The sequence below is a fragment of the Psychromonas ossibalaenae ATCC BAA-1528 genome (genome assembly GCF_000381745.1).
Taxonomy (GTDB): domain Bacteria; phylum Pseudomonadota; class Gammaproteobacteria; order Enterobacterales; family Psychromonadaceae; genus Psychromonas; species Psychromonas ossibalaenae.
In genome coordinates this window covers 38019-56005 of the sequence record NZ_KB906972.1, presented here as the reverse complement: position 1 = coordinate 56005, position 17987 = coordinate 38019, and the positions used below count along the sequence as shown (strand labels likewise).

At 42.8% G+C, this 17987-nt stretch carries 13 protein-coding genes; 8 read left to right on the top strand and 5 right to left on the bottom strand.

Features of this window, described 5'->3' with window-relative positions; genetic code table 11:
* Positions 1 to 59: 59 nt before the first annotated feature.
* The 3 genes from G327_RS0104565 to plsB all read right to left on the bottom strand — a co-directional run bounded on the left by G327_RS0104565 (position 60) and on the right by plsB (position 4653).
* The gene (locus tag G327_RS0104565; RefSeq protein WP_026339185.1) at positions 60 to 1517 is read right to left on the bottom strand and encodes a TrkH family potassium uptake protein; all 1458 of its coding nucleotides are present in this window, start codon (positions 1515 to 1517) and stop codon (positions 60 to 62) included.
* A 14-nt stretch (positions 1518 to 1531) separates the two neighbouring features.
* Positions 1532 to 2164 carry a YigZ family protein gene (locus tag G327_RS0104560; RefSeq protein ID WP_033297820.1) on the bottom strand — a complete coding sequence of 211 codons (633 nt, stop codon included), beginning with the start codon at positions 2162 to 2164 and terminating at the stop codon, positions 1532 to 1534.
* A gap of 128 nt (positions 2165 to 2292) precedes the next feature.
* A complete protein-coding gene (gene plsB / locus G327_RS0104555) occupies positions 2293 to 4653 on the bottom strand; it encodes a glycerol-3-phosphate 1-O-acyltransferase PlsB (RefSeq protein ID WP_019613583.1) in 2361 nt (786 codons plus the stop codon).
* Between the two features lie 296 nt (positions 4654 to 4949).
* Here plsB and G327_RS0104550 point away from each other — a divergent pair, with 296 nt between their 5' ends.
* From G327_RS0104550 to menE, 5 genes are all read left to right on the top strand, one after another.
* A complete protein-coding gene (locus G327_RS0104550; protein ID WP_019613582.1) occupies positions 4950 to 5306 on the top strand; it encodes a diacylglycerol kinase in 357 nt (118 codons plus the stop codon).
* Positions 5307 to 5334: 28 nt separating this feature from the next.
* Positions 5335 to 6735: a replicative DNA helicase gene (gene dnaB / locus G327_RS0104545; protein ID WP_019613581.1), complete on the top strand. Its 1401-nt coding sequence runs from the start codon at positions 5335 to 5337 to the stop codon at positions 6733 to 6735.
* A 39-nt stretch (positions 6736 to 6774) separates the two neighbouring features.
* Positions 6775 to 7851: an alanine racemase gene (alr, locus tag G327_RS0104540; protein WP_019613580.1), complete on the top strand. Its 1077-nt coding sequence runs from the start codon at positions 6775 to 6777 to the stop codon at positions 7849 to 7851.
* Between the two features lie 11 nt (positions 7852 to 7862).
* A complete protein-coding gene (gene menC, locus G327_RS0104535; protein ID WP_019613579.1) occupies positions 7863 to 8840 on the top strand; it encodes an o-succinylbenzoate synthase in 978 nt (325 codons plus the stop codon).
* Between the two features lie 64 nt (positions 8841 to 8904).
* A complete protein-coding gene (gene menE, locus G327_RS0104530; protein ID WP_019613578.1) occupies positions 8905 to 10296 on the top strand; it encodes an o-succinylbenzoate--CoA ligase in 1392 nt (463 codons plus the stop codon).
* A gap of 2 nt (positions 10297 to 10298) precedes the next feature.
* Here menE and G327_RS0104525 read toward each other — a convergent pair whose 3' ends face one another.
* Complete coding sequence (locus tag G327_RS0104525; protein WP_019613577.1) at positions 10299 to 12572, bottom strand: sensor domain-containing diguanylate cyclase; 2274 nt, start codon at positions 12570 to 12572, stop codon at positions 10299 to 10301.
* 176 nt (positions 12573 to 12748) lie between these two features.
* Here G327_RS0104525 and lpxL point away from each other — a divergent pair, with 176 nt between their 5' ends.
* Positions 12749 to 13672, top strand: a complete 924-nt coding sequence (gene lpxL, locus G327_RS0104520; protein ID WP_019613576.1) for an LpxL/LpxP family Kdo(2)-lipid IV(A) lauroyl/palmitoleoyl acyltransferase — start codon at positions 12749 to 12751, stop codon at positions 13670 to 13672.
* Between the two features lie 43 nt (positions 13673 to 13715).
* Here lpxL and glnE read toward each other — a convergent pair whose 3' ends face one another.
* A complete protein-coding gene (gene glnE, locus G327_RS0104515; protein WP_019613575.1) occupies positions 13716 to 16556 on the bottom strand; it encodes a bifunctional [glutamate--ammonia ligase]-adenylyl-L-tyrosine phosphorylase/[glutamate--ammonia-ligase] adenylyltransferase in 2841 nt (946 codons plus the stop codon).
* 247 nt (positions 16557 to 16803) lie between these two features.
* Here glnE and G327_RS0104510 point away from each other — a divergent pair, with 247 nt between their 5' ends.
* Together G327_RS0104510 and G327_RS0104505 are read left to right on the top strand one after the other, a co-directional pair.
* Positions 16804 to 17217, top strand: coding sequence for a YjfI family protein (locus G327_RS0104510; protein ID WP_019613574.1), 414 nt, complete (start codon positions 16804 to 16806; stop codon positions 17215 to 17217).
* Between the two features lie 12 nt (positions 17218 to 17229).
* Positions 17230 to 17913: a PspA/IM30 family protein gene (locus tag G327_RS0104505; protein WP_019613573.1), complete on the top strand. Its 684-nt coding sequence runs from the start codon at positions 17230 to 17232 to the stop codon at positions 17911 to 17913.
* Positions 17914 to 17987 lie beyond the last annotated feature (74 nt).

Genomic DNA, 17987 nt, shown 5'->3' with positions numbered 1-17987 from the left:
GGACTGTTTTAATTATTATTAACAATTTGATTTTTATAGAATAAAAGCTGTGTGTTATGTCAATTTTTCCAAAATACAGGCGTAAACAGTACTAATAGCGTAAATATCTCCAGACGCCCGAACAGCATGGCGATAATCATAATCCACTTCGATGCATCACTCACTTCATCAAAGTGCAGTGCAACCTCTCCAAGCCCGGGACCAAGATTATTCAGCATAGCAACAACAGCCGAAAAAGCGCTTAATTCATCCATACCTGTCATTAACAGTGCCAGCATACAGACAATAAAGACCAGAGCATAAGTTGAAAAGAAGCCCCACACCGCTTCAATCACACGATCCGGCAGCGCTTTATTACCTAATTTAATTTTATATACGGCTTTCGGGTGCACCAGACGTTTTAATTCCCGCATGCCCTGTAAATTCAGTAATAACACCCGGATCACCTTTAAACCGCCTCCGGTGGAGCCCGCACAGCCCCCGATAAAACTAGATATAACTAACAAAACAGGTAAAAACAGAGGCCAGTCAGAGAAAGAGGTAGTAGTAAAACCGGCAGTCGTAGAAATGGAAACCGCTTGAAACAGCGCCTGGGAAAACGACTGTTCAATCGAATCGTAAACATCATTACCGATCAGCCCGAGAAAGCAAACCGCTGTTAACAGCAGTTGAATAAAAATAAATGCACGTACTTCCGGATCCTGCCGGTAGATATTAAAAGAAAATTTTCTCGCTGAAAATGCACTGAAGTGCAGTGCGTAATTCACTCCGGAAATAATCAGAAAAACTACGGTTATCAGATTAATAACATTACTGTCAAAGTACCCCATGCTGGCATCATGGGTTGAGAAACCGCCGATAGAAACGGTCGAAAAACTATGCCCCAGTGCATCAAACAAACTCATACCGGCCAGCCAGAATGCCATCATACAGGCGACCGTCAGACACAAATAAACATACCACAGCGCTTTTGCTGTTTCCGCTATTCTCGGGGTCATTTTAGAGTCTTTTACCGGGCCGGGAGTTTCTGCTCTATATAACTGCATACCACCTATACCCAGCATAGGCAGCACAGCAACAGCTAAAACAATGATCCCCATGCCGCCGAACCACTGCAGCATCTGCCGGTAGAAGAGAATAGATTTCGGCAGAGTGTCCAGATTTTGAATAACCGTCGCGCCGGTAGTAGTCAGCCCTGAGAATGATTCAAAAAATGCGGAAGCACTGTTCATTTCAATACTGGAGCTCATCAGAAACGGGATCGCTCCAACGCTGCCCAGGGCGGCCCAGAACAGCACAACAATTAAAAACCCCTCTCTGGCTTTTAAATCTTTTTTTATATGCCTGTTGGGCATCCATAAAACAAATCCGATTAACAGGGTAACCGAGAAGGCGGCGAGAAAATCATTACCGCCGCTGTCGTTATAAAATGACGCGATCAGCACAGGCGGCAGCATAGTCAGGCTGAATAACCCGATTAACATACCAACAATTCTAATTATTGAACGAAAAGCCACCTGTTTATCTCACTTTAACCGGCTTTGTTAGGGATTTTTTTCGCAAAAACTTTTCCTTGTGTCAGCGATTCCAGCTGCTGAGTAAATTCTTCGGTTAGCTGCAGATCGACTTCAACGACTGCAGATATAAACTGTAGATAATCAATCTGCACAATACGTCCAGATAATCTTACTAACAAGCTTTCTATCAGCGCCATTTGAGCATAGTCACAGTGCAGCTGATAGTGTTGATAAAAACGCTTTTCAATTGTCTGCATCTGTTTAACCAGCTGCTGTATGCCGTTTGAATAAGCACGTACTAATCCGCCGGTTCCAAGTTTAATGCCGCCGGAATAACGCACCACCACAGCCATAATTTCCCCAGCACCGCAGCCTTGTAAAACAGCCAGCATAGGTTTCCCCGCAGTACCTTTCGGTTCACCATCATCACTGCAGCCTATGTTAACACTATCTTTCGGGCTGCCGCCTATATAAGCCCAGCAATGATGCCGAGCTTCTTTATGCTGCTCTCGAATTCTGTGCAGATAAGCCAGTGCCTGCTCTTTTCCTGTGACCGGCTGCAGATAGGTAATAAAACGGCTTTTTTTAATATCTTCTTGAAAGATCAGCGCTTCCTGTAAAACAGGGTAAGGTTCAGTCACACACATTCCACAAACAATAAAAAAAAGAGTGTAGCAAAATAAATTCTCGCATATCGTTTTATTATACCATTTAGTGCAGGCAAACCAGGCTGCCTGTCAGGTTAAAATCCACCAGCAGTCAAATATAACCGTTATCAGAGCGAATGTTCAAACAGAACCAGCAGTGTTTGTGCCTGATCAGTTTTTATAAAATCCGGATACAATCTCTGCAGTGTATCGCGATAAACCTTAATAACTTTCATATCAAAGGGTTCAATACTATGGTTTTGTAAATCAGCTTTGGTCTGCAGCGCAGTTTCTTCAAAATCCACATCCTGCCAGGCACTGTTATTACTGCTCACTAACAACAGAAAGTGATAATAGCGGCAGTAGCTTTCCTGCATATGTCCAACAAAAACACTCAGCAAAGCATCGTCAGCAACGATATAGATTTCCTGGTGCTTTGTTAAAACAGCCAGGCTTTGTAACTCGTCCAGTCCTTGTTCTAACAGGGCTTTTATATCCTGAGGTTCATTCAAAAAATATTCAGCCTGCACAAACGGATAAACCTTTGATGCATAAAAAACAATCTCTGCAGCTGTTAACAGCTTGTTCTGTCGCCGCAGATAACAAACCGTATTACATAACAGGCTTGGAAGAGCAAACAGGTGAACAATATTATTACGGTAATAGGTCAACTCTGCAGCCTGCGGCAAAGAACACAACACTGAAGTGCCGCACTGCTCGAATTTATTCATGATTAGGGCCTGCTGATAGACATCAGCAGCACTCTGCTGTTTATAGGTCACCAGACTACCTGAATTGTTTAAAGTCAGCAGCTGCAGATGTTTGTTTATATATTCAAACAACTGCGGTTTCTCTACCTGGTAGTTATTACAGGTCAATAAAATTGATGCACACAGAGGCAGAGCATTAACAGAGGCAGCCTGATTAATGCCGGCCATCACTTTCTGCGCAACTTGATCTACCTGTTCTTTAAACTGCTGCTGATCAATACCCATGTCTCTCCAGTTTGGAATCTGTTGATCAAAGTGCTGCTTAATATTGACAGGCTCACCAAAATTAACAAAGGCCCGGCCGAAATTACCGAGCTTTTTAACTATGCCTAATACCTGCCAGATACTCTCTTTCTCTTTTTTCTGCCCCGTCAGCTCTTTTGTGTAAGTGCTCACTTCCATAATATGATCATAACCAATATAGACAGGTATAATTAAAACATTACGTTCAGGCTGATTTATATAAGTTTGTAAAGACATGGCAAGTAAACCCGTTTTTGGCGGTAATAAACGCCCTGTCCGGCTTCGTCCGCCTTCGCTAAAAAATTCAATGGGGTAACCCTGTTTAAAAAGCATCGCAAAGTAGGCTTTAAAAACCTCGGCATAAAGCGGCGAGTCTTTAAAAGTACGTCGTAAGAAGAAAGCGCCGCTGCGCCTAAAAACACCTCCAGCAGGAAAAAAGTTAAGATTTACTCCGGCGGCAACATGAGGAGGAACAAGCCCCTGTTCAAATAACAGATAGGAAAGCAGCAGATAATCCATATGACTTCGGTGACAGGGCATATAGATAATTTCAGCTCCGCTTTGGCAGGCCTGCCGGACTGCCTGCGCATGATTCACTTCAATGCCCTGATAAATATAATTCCATACCCAGCCTAATACACAGCGAAAAACACGTAAAAAAGGATAGGAAAAATCAGCACTGATCTCCTGCAGGTATTCGCGGCACTGCTGCTCAATTTGTGATTCACTTGACTGTCTCTGTTCCGCAGTCTGCTGTATAACTTTGCGCAAAGCCGGCTGCTGGAGCACAGTTTCAACCATCTCTTTTCGGCCCGGCAGCTTAGGCCCGATACTGGTGCGCTTCTGCTGACTGAAATAGGTCATCGCAATTTTTGCAAGCTTATGCGCTAACTGCGAGTCAAAATGACTGTCTCCGCCTGTCTGATTTTTTTCCCTTTCACAAAGAGAGGCAATTGAAATCGGGCGGTTAAATCGAACCAGGTGATCTTTGCCGTTTTTCAATACAACTAAAGATTTATGCAGGATGCCGATCTGACGCTGTTCAGACAGATCAAACTTTGCTGTTTTTCCCTTTTTTCCCGGATTTCTCCCCCAGTAAAAAGACACTGGAAGCAGCTGAATATCTAACTCACTGTTTCTCTTATGCAGATTTAATAACTGCTGGTACTGCGCTAAATAAGGCGTTTCCTGAAGCTGCGGTAGCCGAGGTGAAAACCAGGACCAGTTATGAATAAATATAATCGCGTTTAAACTTTGTCCTGCGGCCTCTATCGGCAGAAAAGGATCCGGCAAACCAGCCTGCAGACAGGCCGTCTGTAGACCAAGCAGATCACTCGCACTATTCTGCTCCACAACATAAATAATCGGGCGATGCAGATCCAGCTGTAATTCAGAAATCGGGTGTAGAGGCACATAAGCACTGCAGACCCAGTATCTATTAATAAAATGAGAAAAAGCAGAGCCTTTTGCTAACACAGAAACCCCTTAAATAAAAACCAGAGACACTAAAATGGGAAGTGTTTTAGAAGCAGTAATATTAGCATGAATAGACTTATGCAAACAGCAGTGTCAATTTAACCAGGCAAAAAGCACATAAACTGGCTGTACGGCGCGAAGGATGCTCTTTCTTACAGGGTGATTATAAGCAGGCACTCATAGCGAAACGACTTTATTATCAAAATTCAGGTCACTTGCTGTTAAAGAGCAAGTGACCTTGCTCCTGCCTTTTGCTAAAATAGCCCTCCGATACAGTGCAGCAGGTTTGTCATTTCATGAAAAAAAACACCGGATTAAAACGCATTATTTTAGCAGGCGGTTTTTCGCTTCAAGGGCTGAAAAGCGCCTTTAAACATGAAGCGGCATTTCGTCAGGAAACATTTCTCGCTTTAGTTTTAATTCCGCTGGCCTGGATCCTGGATGTTTCTCAAATTGAACGCATTTTATTAATCGCCCCGGTTGTACTGGTGATGATCATTGAAATCATTAATTCTGCAGTTGAAGCTGTTGTTGATCGCATCGGCAGTGAGCATCATGAACTTTCAGGCAGGGCAAAAGATATGGGGTCAGCGGCTGTATTAATAGCTCTGCTTTTAACCGCGTATATTTGGCTTGAAATCCTCTTTTTATAAGTTCAATTAACAAATTCTGGATTTAAATATGGCAGATAAAGCACCTTTCCCAGCTAAAAAAAATAAAACGATATCTCCGATTAAAAGTGTCCCGCACTCATTTGAAGCCGAGCAGGCGATAATCGGTGGTTTATTACTTAATAACGAAGCCTGGAACGATGTTGCAGAACGGGTGGTTGAACGTGACTTTTATCATCGTGCCCATCGTCAGATATTCTCAACCATTGAACACCTCAGCAGTGAAGATATACCGGTTGATTTAGTTACCCTTTCAGAGCATCTGGAAAATAATCAAGAGCTGGAAGGGGTTGGCGGTATTGCTTACCTTGCAGAGCTTTTACAAAATACCCCAAGTGCCGCTAATATCAATAACTACTCGGATATCGTGCGTGAACGCGCCATTGTCCGCGAATTGATCGGTGTTGCCAATGAAATTGCTGAAGCAGGTTATGAAACAGAAGGTCGTGACAGTTCCGAGCTGCTCGATTTTGCAGAAACTAAAGTATTCCAAATAGCTGAAGCACGCAGTGATAAAAGCGAAGGCCCGCAGGCGATTAAAGATATTTTAAAAGAAACTGTCGCCAGAATTGATGATTTATGTAAAAACCCGCGCGATGGTATTACCGGTTTATCTTCGGGTTATAACGATTTAGACCAGATGACTACCGGTTTCCAGCCGGGTGATTTAATCATCGTCGCTGCACGTCCGTCCATGGGTAAAACAACCTTTGCCATGAATCTTGCCGAGCATGCAGCATTAAATTCAGATAAACCAACGATTATATTTTCTCTGGAGATGCCTGCCGATCAGATCATGAACCGTATGCTGGCATCACTTGGGCGAATTGATCAGGGTAAAATCCGTACCGGTCAGCTTGATGAGAACGACTGGGCTTCTCTATCGTCAACTATGTCGATTCTATTAAACCAGGGTAAGATGTTTATCGATGACAGCTCGGGTCTTACACCGACGGAATTACGTTCCCGAGCCCGTCGTATCGCCCGGGATAACGGCGGTATCAGCATGATCATGGTCGATTACCTGCAGCTGATGCGCGTACCTTCATTAAGTGAAAACCGTACTCTGGAAATCTCGGAAATATCGCGCTCATTAAAAGCATTAGCAAAAGAGCTTCGCTGCCCGGTGATTGCACTTTCTCAGTTAAACCGTGGTCTTGAGCAGCGTGCCGATAAACGCCCGATTAACTCGGATTTACGTGAATCAGGCGCGATTGAGCAGGATGCCGATCTAATTATGTTTATCTATCGAGATGAAGTTTATAACGAAGACAGTAACGATAAAGGTATTGCGGAAATAATTATCGGTAAACAGCGTAATGGTCCAATTGGTAAGGTACGTTTAACCTTCCAGGGGCGTTACTCGCGCTTTGATGACTATACCGGTGCTGCATATCACGGTGATGAGTAAAATGAGACACAACTTAATAAAAATAAATAGAGTCTGCTAATGGATATCACACGTGCGGTTATTAACCTGAAAGCGCTGCAGCAGAACCTTCAAGTATTACAGAAGACAGCTCCTCACAGCAAAGTACTGGCAGTGGTAAAGGCGGATGCCTACGGGCACGGCATGGTCAGAGTTGCACAAAGTCTTCCGGGTATTTTTGCCTGTGGTGTTGCGCGTCTCAATGAGGCATTAATTCTGCGTGAATCGGGTTTTAAAAAACCGGTGGTATTACTGGAGGGTTTTTTCCAGAGAGCTGACCTGCCGATTCTGATAGAAAAAGATCTGCACTGTGTGGTGCATTCGCAGGAGCAGGTTGATGCGATTATACAAGCGGATCTGGACAAACCGCTGCCGGTCTGGCTGAAGCTTGACTGCGGCATGCATCGTTTAGGTTTTCATAGTGAGCAGTTTGACGATATTTATCAGCAGCTGCTGCAGAGTAAAAACGTCCTGAAGCCGATCAACCTGATCACCCATTTTAACTGTGCCGATGAACTAGATAACCCGATAACCACAACACAGATAGCACTGTTTAAAAAACATATAAAACCGCATAGCGGTTTAAACTCTTTAGCAAATTCAGCGGCCGCGCTTGCCTGGCCGGAAGCCCGCCAGGATGTTATTCGCCCAGGGATCGCTTTATACGGGGTATCTCCCTTTGAAAATCAAAGCGCACAGGATTTTCAGTTAACAGCGGTTATGACCTTGAAATCGCAGTTAATCGCAGTGCGCAGGCACCAGGCGGGAGAAAGTGTCGGTTACGGAGCAAACTGGACAGCTTCAAAAGACACTATGCTGGGAGTCGTTGCCGTAGGTTATGGTGATGGTTACCCGCGTATGGCGCCTGAAGGAACACCAGTACTGGTAAATGGACGGCAGGTACCGATTGTCGGCCGGGTCTCTATGGATATGTTAACCGTTGATTTAGGGGCTGATGCACTGGACCAGGTAGGTGATGATGTTACTCTGTGGGGCGAAGGCCTGCCGGCTGAGCAGGTTGCTTTGCATATCGGCACCATTGCTTATGAGCTAGTCACTAAATTAACTTCACGTGTTGCACTGCAGTACATCAACTAAGAGACAAACAGATGGAGACTCACCTGTATCCTGAAGCCATTAGACTCTTTACTTATAAAATCCCTTTCTTAAAACCTTTAAACTTTAAAGGTTTTAAACTGGAATATCGTGAAGGCCTCATTTTACAGTTGTATGAAAATGGAAAGTTCAGCCTTGCTGAAATAGCGCCACTGCCTGGTTTCAGCCGCGAAACTCTAACGCAGGCTAAAGAGCAGATTATCGCCCTGCTTGAGCGAGGATTAGAAAACTTAAGCGAAGAGAGTGAGTTATACCCGAGTGTGCAGTTTGCTTTAGATTGTGTGACACAGAAAATCCCCTGTTCACAGCAGGCTGTAAATATGGATAAGGTTCCATTACTGCAGGGGGATAATCAGGCAGTTATCACACAGTATATTGCTCTAAAGTCTCCTAATCTGATTAAACTCAAAACAGCAAGGCAGACCCCTGAAGTAGATATTCTATTATTCAATGAATTAACTGCTCTTAATCCGCTGTTATTGATCCGCTGTGATGCCAATCAAGCCTGGACAATCGATCAGGCAGACCTTTTTCTCAGCAAAATAAACAGGGCACAGCTGGATTATATAGAAGAACCAACGGCTGATTATGACAAGAATTTACAATTAGCAGGACATTACCAGGTGGGCCTGGCGCTTGATGAAACCCTGCAGAACCCTGATTTTTGCTACCAGTATAAAAGCTGTATTAAAGCCTTAGTTATCAAACCAAGCTTGATCGGATCATTACAGCGCATGCAGGCCTTAATAAATAATGCTCAGCAGGATCAGCTAAAGGTGAGTATCAGCTCCTCTTTTGAGTCAGTCGTAGGTCTGCAGCAGCTGGCTTGTTTAGGTTTATATTGGCAGAAAAGTGCAGATATTTCATTAGGCTTAGATACACTTAAATATTTTGCTGCCGGGCCGCTAACTAAACAGGAAAATCTGTTTGAAGATATCTCTCAGCTGAAGTGTTTATGGAGCAGTCTTTGAATTCCAACCCGTTTCACTTACATACGGCACAGCCAGAAAATATCACCATACAGCCGGAGTATTTATGGACCAGCAGTTAAATTATTGTCCACTTCGTTTACAGGCTATTGCACAGCCTGAAAATACAGCCATACAGTTAGACAGTCAAACAGTGAGCTTCAGGGATCTGGATATACGGGTCTCGAGCATAGTAAAGCAGCTGGTTTTATTAAAACTGCAGAGAGGTGATCGTTTAGCCTGCATTGCCCCAAATTCACTTAAGCTTATTTTACTGCAGCTGGCCTGTATCCGTAATGGTGTTATTTTCAGTCCGATCAATCCACGCTTCAGCAAGCAGGAAATAGAATCACGCCTTAAGGTGCTTAACACTGAATATGTCTGGGTGGATCAAAGGCCTGATTCCTGTACTTTAACCGGCCTGACTCTTAGTTTTTCAGCAGATGAACAGCAGTCTAGTACTTTAAAACCACTCAGTATAGAAGCATCGCAAGTCTGCAATATCATTTTTACTTCCGGCAGCAGCGGCCTGGCAAAAGCGGTTATGCACAGTTTCAGTAATCATTATTACAGCGCAGCTGCTTCACAACAGGTCATACCGCTGCACAAAGGCGACAGAAACTTACTGTCATTACCGCTCTTTCATATCAGCGGCTATGCTGCGGTTATGCGCACTATGCTGGCCGGCGGGACTTTAGTTATCAGCGCAGAAAAATTAACTCTTGATTTACTTCAGAAGCAGCAGATCACCCACCTTTCATTAGTGGCGGCCCAGCTTTTTCGTTTATTAGAAACAGCACAATTCAGGCAGAACAAGCTGAATATAAAACACCTGCTGCTTGGTGGAAGCGCTTTTCCAGAACGTCTATTAAATCAGACCAGAGAACGGGGTTTTACCTATCATTTAAGTTATGGTTTGAGCGAAATGAGCTCTCAAGTCGCGACTTCAACAAACAGCCAGAGCCTAAAAATATTAGCAGATAAGCAGATAAAGATAATCAATGGGGAAATTAACCTGCGTGGTAAAAGTCGTTTTTTAGGTTATTTTAATAACACCTTAACTGACAGCCTGATACCTGAAGAACAGTGGTTTGCCAGTCGAGATTTAGGCATTCTTAGAGATAACACCCTGCAGATAACCGGCCGTAAAGATCGTTTATTTATCTCCGGCGGTGAAAATATCCAGCCGGAGGAGATTGAAAGTCTCTTATTAAGCTTTCAGGGAGTCAGACAGGCTTATATTGTTGCTGTTGAAGATCCGTTATTCGGTCAGCGCCCCGTGGCATTTATCGACTGGGTTAATGATCACCAGCAGGAAGAACAGCTGAATAATTACATTAAAAACAAATTAAGTGCATTTAAACGCCCCGTTCATTACTTCCTGTTAACTCAGCACAACGGCCTTAAGGTATCCTTAAAAGAGTTACAAAAGACTGCCGAAGCATCGCTACAGCCTTAGGCTCAACTAAGACTTCGTTTCAGTTTTTTTTCGTAAACCAATTTTTCACTTGCGCTGATTAACTCCTGCAGATCAACATGCAGCATTGGTGAATATTCAATAATGCCGGTATCCAAAATCAGTTTATATTCATTACTGCTGTGCTGATTGTATTTCTGCACATTATGATCCAGTCGGGCAAAGTGTCCGCGATCACTAATCCGATAATCACTTTCATTTAACAACACCGCAAATTCATCCCCTCCGACACGCGCAATTAAATCCGTATCGCGGAAGGTATCCTTAAGAATAGTTGTTACATCCCTTAAAAGCTGATCACCAGCTCTCTCGCCATACTGGTAATTTAACTTTTTCATGCCGAAGATATCAAAATAAAGAGCAAAAAATGGTTTTTTAGTACGCTCTGATAAGCGAAAGTAATTTGCACCTATATTCAAAAGGCCGCGCATATTCAATAAACCGGTTAATTCATCGTTAATAATTAATTCACGAGTTTTATCTAATAAACTTTTTTTATCACTGATATCTGTGGTTATTTCGATAATCCCGTTAAATTCTCCTGACTTAAGCAGAAGCGGCGCGTAAGAAACAACAAAAGTACCCACTTCGCCGTTAGCTTTATATTTAATCGTCTCAATCTGGTGATGAAGTCTATCATTTTTGGTTTTCCGCAGCGGGCATTCTTCAGGATTACACTGCAGACAGGTAAACATACTTTCACAATCGGCGCCCGACATCTGTTTTTGACTAAATCCACTAAGCAGTTCAAAAGCCTGATTAACCTCTGAAATTTGTTTCTCTGCATTAAATAAACGTACCCCCATCGGCACAAGGTTTAATAACTGCTGCTGGAAAAAAAGTGACTCAGTCAGCGTATTTTTAAGCGACTTTTTCTCTGTATTCTCGTTAATAAAACCTAGCAGCCCGGTAATACTCTGGTGCTGATTTTGTAAAACAAATAATGAGGTAACAAAATTAGAAGTATGCAGCCCTTCTATAACTTCATTCTCAGTTTTACTGCTTCCACCGGTTTCCATCAGTTCCTGTGCAGATATCTGTATACACTCAGGCTCTTTTTCAAAAGCATCACCGCCATCATAAAAATTTGTATCAGGCGGCAGATTAAAGTGCTGCAGAAAAGCGCTGTTAACATACTGGTAATGATTTTTTTTATCTTTAGAGAAAACAGGAAAAGGCAGTGTATCAATCATGCCTTTATAAAAAGAAGCAATATACTGATCATGTCCTGACTTTCGATAATAAAAAACAGCACTCAGGAGCAGGGATAGAAACAAGGTGATAAATAATAGAATACGATTGTTATTAATAGAAGTCGTCACTAAGTTCGGAGTATAAATCAGCAGCAGCCCGACAAGATCGCCGTTAATATTTTTTAGCGGTAAAAAACTGACAAAACCGTCTGTACTGTTTATTTCAGCTTCAAAAGACAATGCCTGCATTTTAAATAAAGAAATTAACTGGCTGTCTGTAAAAACACTTTTTATCTGCAAAGACTGCTGCTTATCTAAATACATATTATATTTTTTGGTTTTACGTGTTTGTTTGTGCACATAATAGTCAGCAGATAAGATTGATTCCTGATACAGGCTCCATTTGTTACTCACATCGGACAGCGGCCGTTTTGCAAAAAGATAGCGGCTGCGGCTCCCGTGCTCAGCCAGAAGAAAACTTTGTACACTCTTTAACGGCAGGCTAACTTCAGCGACGGCTATCAGATCATGATAATCATTAAAAACAGGAAAGAAGAAACGATAAACATAAACACCATCCAGCAGTGCAAGTCCGAAATAAGCACTTTTTTCCGTTATTACTTTCTGCAGACCAGCATTATACTCAGGATCGCTGAGCATCGCTTTAGAAGGTGAATCCAAGCTTAACAGAGAGCGTCCATCGGGCAGGTAAAGGTGCTGATTGGGAAAATACTGACGGCTTGTTTGAAACTTTAAATGTAGAATATTGCGCAGCTGCTGGCGATAATGTTTCAGCATCTTCGGATCATTTAATGAGAACTCAATCTTTTCCAGTAAAAGAATCACTTCAGGATTGTTATATTGAAGCTCAAATAACAACACTGCATCCTTTTTGCTCTGCTGCAGAATCGTTGCATATGAGCTGCTGATCTGTTTCTGATTCTGCTTTATCTGTACTGCCTTACCATTCTTATCAAGTATTAAAACAGCTAAGCTGAATAACAAAATCAGCCCAAAAAAACCGCTAATATAATCAAAAACAGCAGACCGTTCAGCATTTACCATAAATGACACCTATGAAAATCAAAAAGTAATGGTTGTATTTAATTTGTTGAAATGCGGGATCAAAAAAACTTTACCCGCTAAGTGTAGTTAAATCAAAAAAAGAATCCGCGACAAAATAGGCATTTATTCGATAATTCGGTAGAATAATTCATTGTTTATCTGCAGGTTTTACCTTTATGAATCCTTACAAACTGAAAATTAGCTTCTGTCATCCAAAATACTGGCTTGCCTGGTCAGGTATTCTGGCACTATTTTTGAGCTCTCTACTACCCTATAGCGCTATACTCTGGCTAGGCAGACAACTTGGCAGGCTCTCCTCTTTTATCGTCAAATCTAGAGGGAAAATAGCACGTCGGAATATTCAGTTATGTTTTCCTGAACTGTCAGAAGCTGAAGTTGAACAAAAAGTACGCCTTAACTTTGAAAATACCGGTATCGCATTACTGGAGATGGGCATGGCCTGGTTCTGGCCTTCCTGGCGTGTTAAAGGTCTACTGAAAGTAACAGGTTTAGAGCATGTCGAACAGGCAAATAGTAACGGCAAGGGCATTATTTTTCTTGGCGCACATTTTTTGACATTAGAGATAGGTGCCCGCGCTCTCGGTCTAGCACAGCCCTGCTCTGCGGTTTATCGCAAACACAGCAACCCGGTGTTAGATTTCTGGTTTTACTGGGGAAGAATGCGTGAGCATAACGCGATGTTAGACCGTACTGATTTTAAATCTATGCTGCGTACGCTGAAAAAAGGCGAAGCATTATGGTATGCACCGGATCATGATTACGGCCCGCATAAAAGCTGTGTATTTGCACCTTTCTTTGCCGTAGAAAATACCAATACCGTCGCAGGAACCAGTAACCTCGCACGCACAAAAAACAGCTGCGTGATCCCGGTATTCTTAAAGCGCCTGCCGGGAGAAGCGGGATATGAGCTTATTTTCTATCCGCAGCTCCAGGATTTTCCAAGTAAAGATCTTGAACAGGATACCAAACGAACCAACCAGCAGATTGAAAAAATGGTCAGTGAGTGTGACGATCAGTATATGTGGATGCACAGCCGCTTTAAAACCCGCCCACAGGGCGAGCCGTCGCTTTATCAATAAATATATCAGCAGAAAGGTGATAAGCACCTTTCTGCTCAATTAATTAAGCAAAAAACTTATCCCAGATATGCACGATATCCCGCCTTTCCTGCTTAAATAATTTACCATCCACGATACGGGTCTGTTTATTAAGCGATAACCTATGGGCTGCATCACGAATATGACAGTAGGCTTCTGTTAATAGTTTTTCCTGGGCTTCGCTTAATAGTCCCAGCTCTTTACAGGTTTCAAAAATTCGCAGATTATCCGACCACTTACATAACTCCTGTGGAAAATGGTATGCATTTGCCAACACTAAATACTGAGCAATAAACTCGATATCAACCATGCCGCCAGGCGACTGTTTTAAATCAAACTGATTCTCGTCTGCCCGGTTTAAATGTCTGCGCATTTTTGCCCGCATATCACTGACCTCAGTTGCCAGCTCGGTATTATTTCGAATCTGAGAAAGCACTGACTGACGAACCTGATTAAATTCAGTCAGCAGTTTCTGATCAGAAAATACCGCTCGGGAACGAACCAGCGCCTGATGCTCCCAAGTCCATGCATCCTTTTCTAAATACCTCTTATAGCCGTCGATACTTGCCACCAGCAGTCCAGACTCTCCCGACGGCCGTAAACGCATATCAATTTCATATAAAGTACCGGAATTAGTACGCGCACTGAACAGGTGAATAATCCGCTGTGCTAGACGAAAATAAAAGAGCTGATTATTAATCACTCTTGGACCATTTGTTTCGCCTTGAATATCCTGGTCATGCAGGAATACAACATCAAGGTCAGAACTGTAGCTAAGCTCAAAACCACCCATTTTTCCATAACCAATAACCGCAAAACCTTTGCGCTCCTGACCTGCGACATTGCTCGGCAATCCGTACTTTTCAACCATATGATGCCATGCAGTCTGCACCACATAATCCATTAATGCTTCACTCAAACAGGTCAGGTGATCGCTTACCTGCGGCAGCTGAATACCCCCGGCAATATCAGCAGCAGCAATATACAAAAACTGCATCTGCTGAAACTGACGCAGTGCTTCCATCTGCTGTTCCATATCCTCTTCCGGAACACGCAGCATAAACTGGCGTAAATCACGTTTGTAATTATGCAGCTCAGTCGGGTTATAAAGATGCTGCGGATCGATCAATTCATCTAACAAAATCGGGTGTCGGGCAAGCTGTGAGGCAACACGCGGACTGGCGCTGCATAACTTTAATAACTGCTTAAGCGCGCCCAGATTCTCATTCAACAGCTCTAAGTAGGCGGTTCGGCGCATAATATTTAATAACAGATTACTGACTCTGTTCATCAGAGCGCCTGGATCTGGATAAGCACAGATTAATTTAATGATCCGCGGTACTAATTTATCCAGTGTTTCCTGACCACGAGGACCGATCGGCCTCTTGTTGAGATCTTCTTTAAAACCCAGCAGCTCCCGGGCAAACTTCTCCGCAGCAGGTACTTCTAGACCTTTTTCCTGCAGCAGACGCACAGCTTCCTGCTGGTCTAGGTTTAATGCCCATAATTCACATAAATCTTGTTCAGGAGCCTCATTTTCATCTCTTTTGTCTCCTGCTACCCAGTTAAATTCCTGATGCACATCAAACATCACCTGCTTTAATTTCTGGTAAAAACTCTGCCAGTCAGCAAAACCCAGTACAGAAATTAAACGTAATTTGTCCAGTTCATTTTCCGGCAGGGTCTGCGTCTGTTTATCTCCAATCTGCTGCAGTACATTTTCCACTGAACGTAAAAAATGATAGGAATCAAGCAGTTTTTTTACCCGCTCCGGCGGCAGGGCGCCAATCTCACCAATCACTTTAAGCGTCTGCTGCAGCCCGCGGCACTGCAGTTCAACCGTTCGCCCGCCGCGTATCAGCTGAAATGCCTGCGCAACAAATTCTATTTCTCGAATCCCGCCCATGCCTAATTTAATATTATCTTTAAGACCTTTACGGCGTACTTCAGCACTGATCATAGCTTTCATTTTACGTAATGATTCAACCGCACTGAAATCGATATAGCGACGATAAACAAAAGGTTTAAGCAGATCCTGCAGCGCTTTTTTATAGGGGCCCTCTTCGCCTATTACACGTGCTTTGACCATGGCATAACGTTCCCATTCACGGCCGTGGCTCTGATAGTAATCTTCAATTGCATTAAAGCTGCTGACCAGAGGCCCGGAATCACCAAAGGGCCTTAAGCGCATATCTACCCGATAAACAAAACCATCAACCGTTATCTGATGCAGTGCAGCAATGATCCGCTGGCCCAGCTTGATAAAAAAGACCTGATTATCAATACTGCGCCGACCGCCCAGTGTTTGTCCGCGATCAGGATAAGCAAAGATCAAATCAATATCCGATGAAAAGTTTAACTCCCGCCCGCCTAGTTTGCCCATCGCAAAAATATACAGAGTCTGCCTTACTCCATCAGCGTTCATTGGAGTCCCCTGCTCACTGCACTGTTTTTCATATAACCAGTTCATACACTGCAAAATCAGCTGATCCGCAAGATAAGAGGTATGTTCAAAACTTTCCTCTAAACTCGCTTTGCCAAGCAGTTCCCGCCAGGCAATAATCACCATATGCCTGCGCCGGAATACACGCAGTGTTTTATGTAAGGCAGTTTCATCAGCACTATTAAACAGGGCCTCTCGTAGTTCCGCCTTGATCTGCGCACAGCGCTGATCAAGCTCAAGCTGGCCGCTGTTTAATAGTTCCAGAAGTAATTCAGGCTGCCGGGAGAATGCATCAACAATAAAATCACTAAGACCTAATACAGTTTTTAAATCACTAATCTGCAGATCGTTCAAAGACGTTAAATCAAGCTGCTGCCTGATATTCTCAAAATGAGACAATGCGTTATCACTTAACAAAGACATAAAAAAATACCTGCATAATACAAAAAATAGAAAGGGTGCTTAAACTTATCAGTTGTGTGAAGGATGATCAGTAATAAATCAAATTAGGTATTGAAAAACAGCGCCTCATCCGCAATATATATATAAGCACAAATAAATAAAATGAACAGGTAAAAGAAATAAAACCAAATCACTTGACATATAATGACAAGAGAACTAAATTAACAGGCAACAAGACATTAAATGTCTTATGCTATTAAGGAGTGTTATGAATATTCATAAAATTGCGACTCATTTAAATCAGCTTGCTGATGATACTGAAACAGGTTTTAACTTTGACTGTACCCCTATTAATGGTGACATTGATGTACTGCAGGTTGAAATTATAGGGCGCGAAGAAATTCCTATTTTCCTTTCTTTAAGCGATAACCAGATACTGTGTATTGCTTATTTATGGGGCGAAGATGAGGTAATAACAGACCTGAGAAGCAATATGATGGAAGCGATGCTGGAAATGAATGTTCCTATGCCTCTTTCTTCATTTGCAAAAGTAGAAGACAAATATGTGGTATACGGCGCCTTATCGGTCAACTCAAGCCTTGATGATATTGAGCTGGAGATTGTGACTTTAAGTGATAACAGCCTTGAAGTGATCAATGAAATGGACAGTTACCTAAACTAATTTGGAGTTATTATGAGCATATTTAGAAAAATTATTACGGCAGTACGCGGTGGAGCAAGAGAAGCTGGCGAAGCGGTTGTAGATGCAAATTCAACACGTATTTTCGAACAGGAAATTCGTGACTCAGAAAAACATATCACTATTGCTAAGCGCGACTTAACAGAAGTGATGGCGAAACAGATGCAGGCGGCACGTGAGTTAGGCCAGCTTCAGGCAAGCATTAAAGAGCATGAAGGTTATGCAATGCAGGCCCTTAACCAGAATAATGAAGCACTGGCGATTGAAGTAGCAGAAAAAATTGCAGAGCTCGAAAGCAGCGCGGCAGATCAGCAGCAGGCTAACGAAAGCTACCTTAAAAGTGCAGATCGCCTGAAAGAACTTATTAAAAAGAGTGAACGTCAATTAACTGATTATAAACGCCAGTTAAGCATGGTAAAAACAACTGAGAGTGTGCAGAAAGCAACATCAGCAATTACCGACAACTTCACAGCAAGCAACTCTAAGCTGTTAAATGCAAAAGACTCTTTAGAACGCATTAAACAGAAGCAGGCGATGTTTGATGATAAATTAAAAGCAGCCGAAGTACTTGAGTCAGAAAACGGCGACAGTTCACTGCAGAGCAAATTACAGGAAGCCGGGATCGGTGCACAGCAGTCAAGTGCCCAGTCAATCTTAGACCGCCTGAAAAGTAAATAACAAAGACTAACACGAAATTAATAACCCGGGGCACTGCTAGTGCTCCGGGTTATCTGCATTTAACGAGGGTAAAA

Excerpts from the sequence above, each read along its gene's own strand:
- G327_RS0104560 (WP_033297820.1), bottom strand. The coding sequence starts at position 2,164 with ATGTGTGTGACTGAACCTTACCCTGTTTTACAGGAAGCGCTGATCTTT.
- menE (WP_019613578.1), top strand. The coding sequence starts at position 8,905 with ATGGACCAGCAGTTAAATTATTGTCCACTTCGTTTACAGGCTATTGCA.
- G327_RS0104550 (WP_019613582.1), top strand. The coding sequence starts at position 4,950 with ATGAAAAAAAACACCGGATTAAAACGCATTATTTTAGCAGGCGGTTTT.
- G327_RS0104525 (WP_019613577.1), bottom strand. The coding sequence starts at position 12,572 with ATGGTAAATGCTGAACGGTCTGCTGTTTTTGATTATATTAGCGGTTTT.
- glnE (WP_019613575.1), bottom strand. The coding sequence starts at position 16,556 with ATGTCTTTGTTAAGTGATAACGCATTGTCTCATTTTGAGAATATCAGG.
- G327_RS0104510 (WP_019613574.1), top strand. The coding sequence starts at position 16,804 with ATGAATATTCATAAAATTGCGACTCATTTAAATCAGCTTGCTGATGAT.
- dnaB (WP_019613581.1), top strand. The coding sequence starts at position 5,335 with ATGGCAGATAAAGCACCTTTCCCAGCTAAAAAAAATAAAACGATATCT.
- G327_RS0104505 (WP_019613573.1), top strand. The coding sequence starts at position 17,230 with ATGAGCATATTTAGAAAAATTATTACGGCAGTACGCGGTGGAGCAAGA.
- menC (WP_019613579.1), top strand. The coding sequence starts at position 7,863 with ATGGAGACTCACCTGTATCCTGAAGCCATTAGACTCTTTACTTATAAA.
- lpxL (WP_019613576.1), top strand. The coding sequence starts at position 12,749 with ATGAATCCTTACAAACTGAAAATTAGCTTCTGTCATCCAAAATACTGG.
- alr (WP_019613580.1), top strand. The coding sequence starts at position 6,775 with ATGGATATCACACGTGCGGTTATTAACCTGAAAGCGCTGCAGCAGAAC.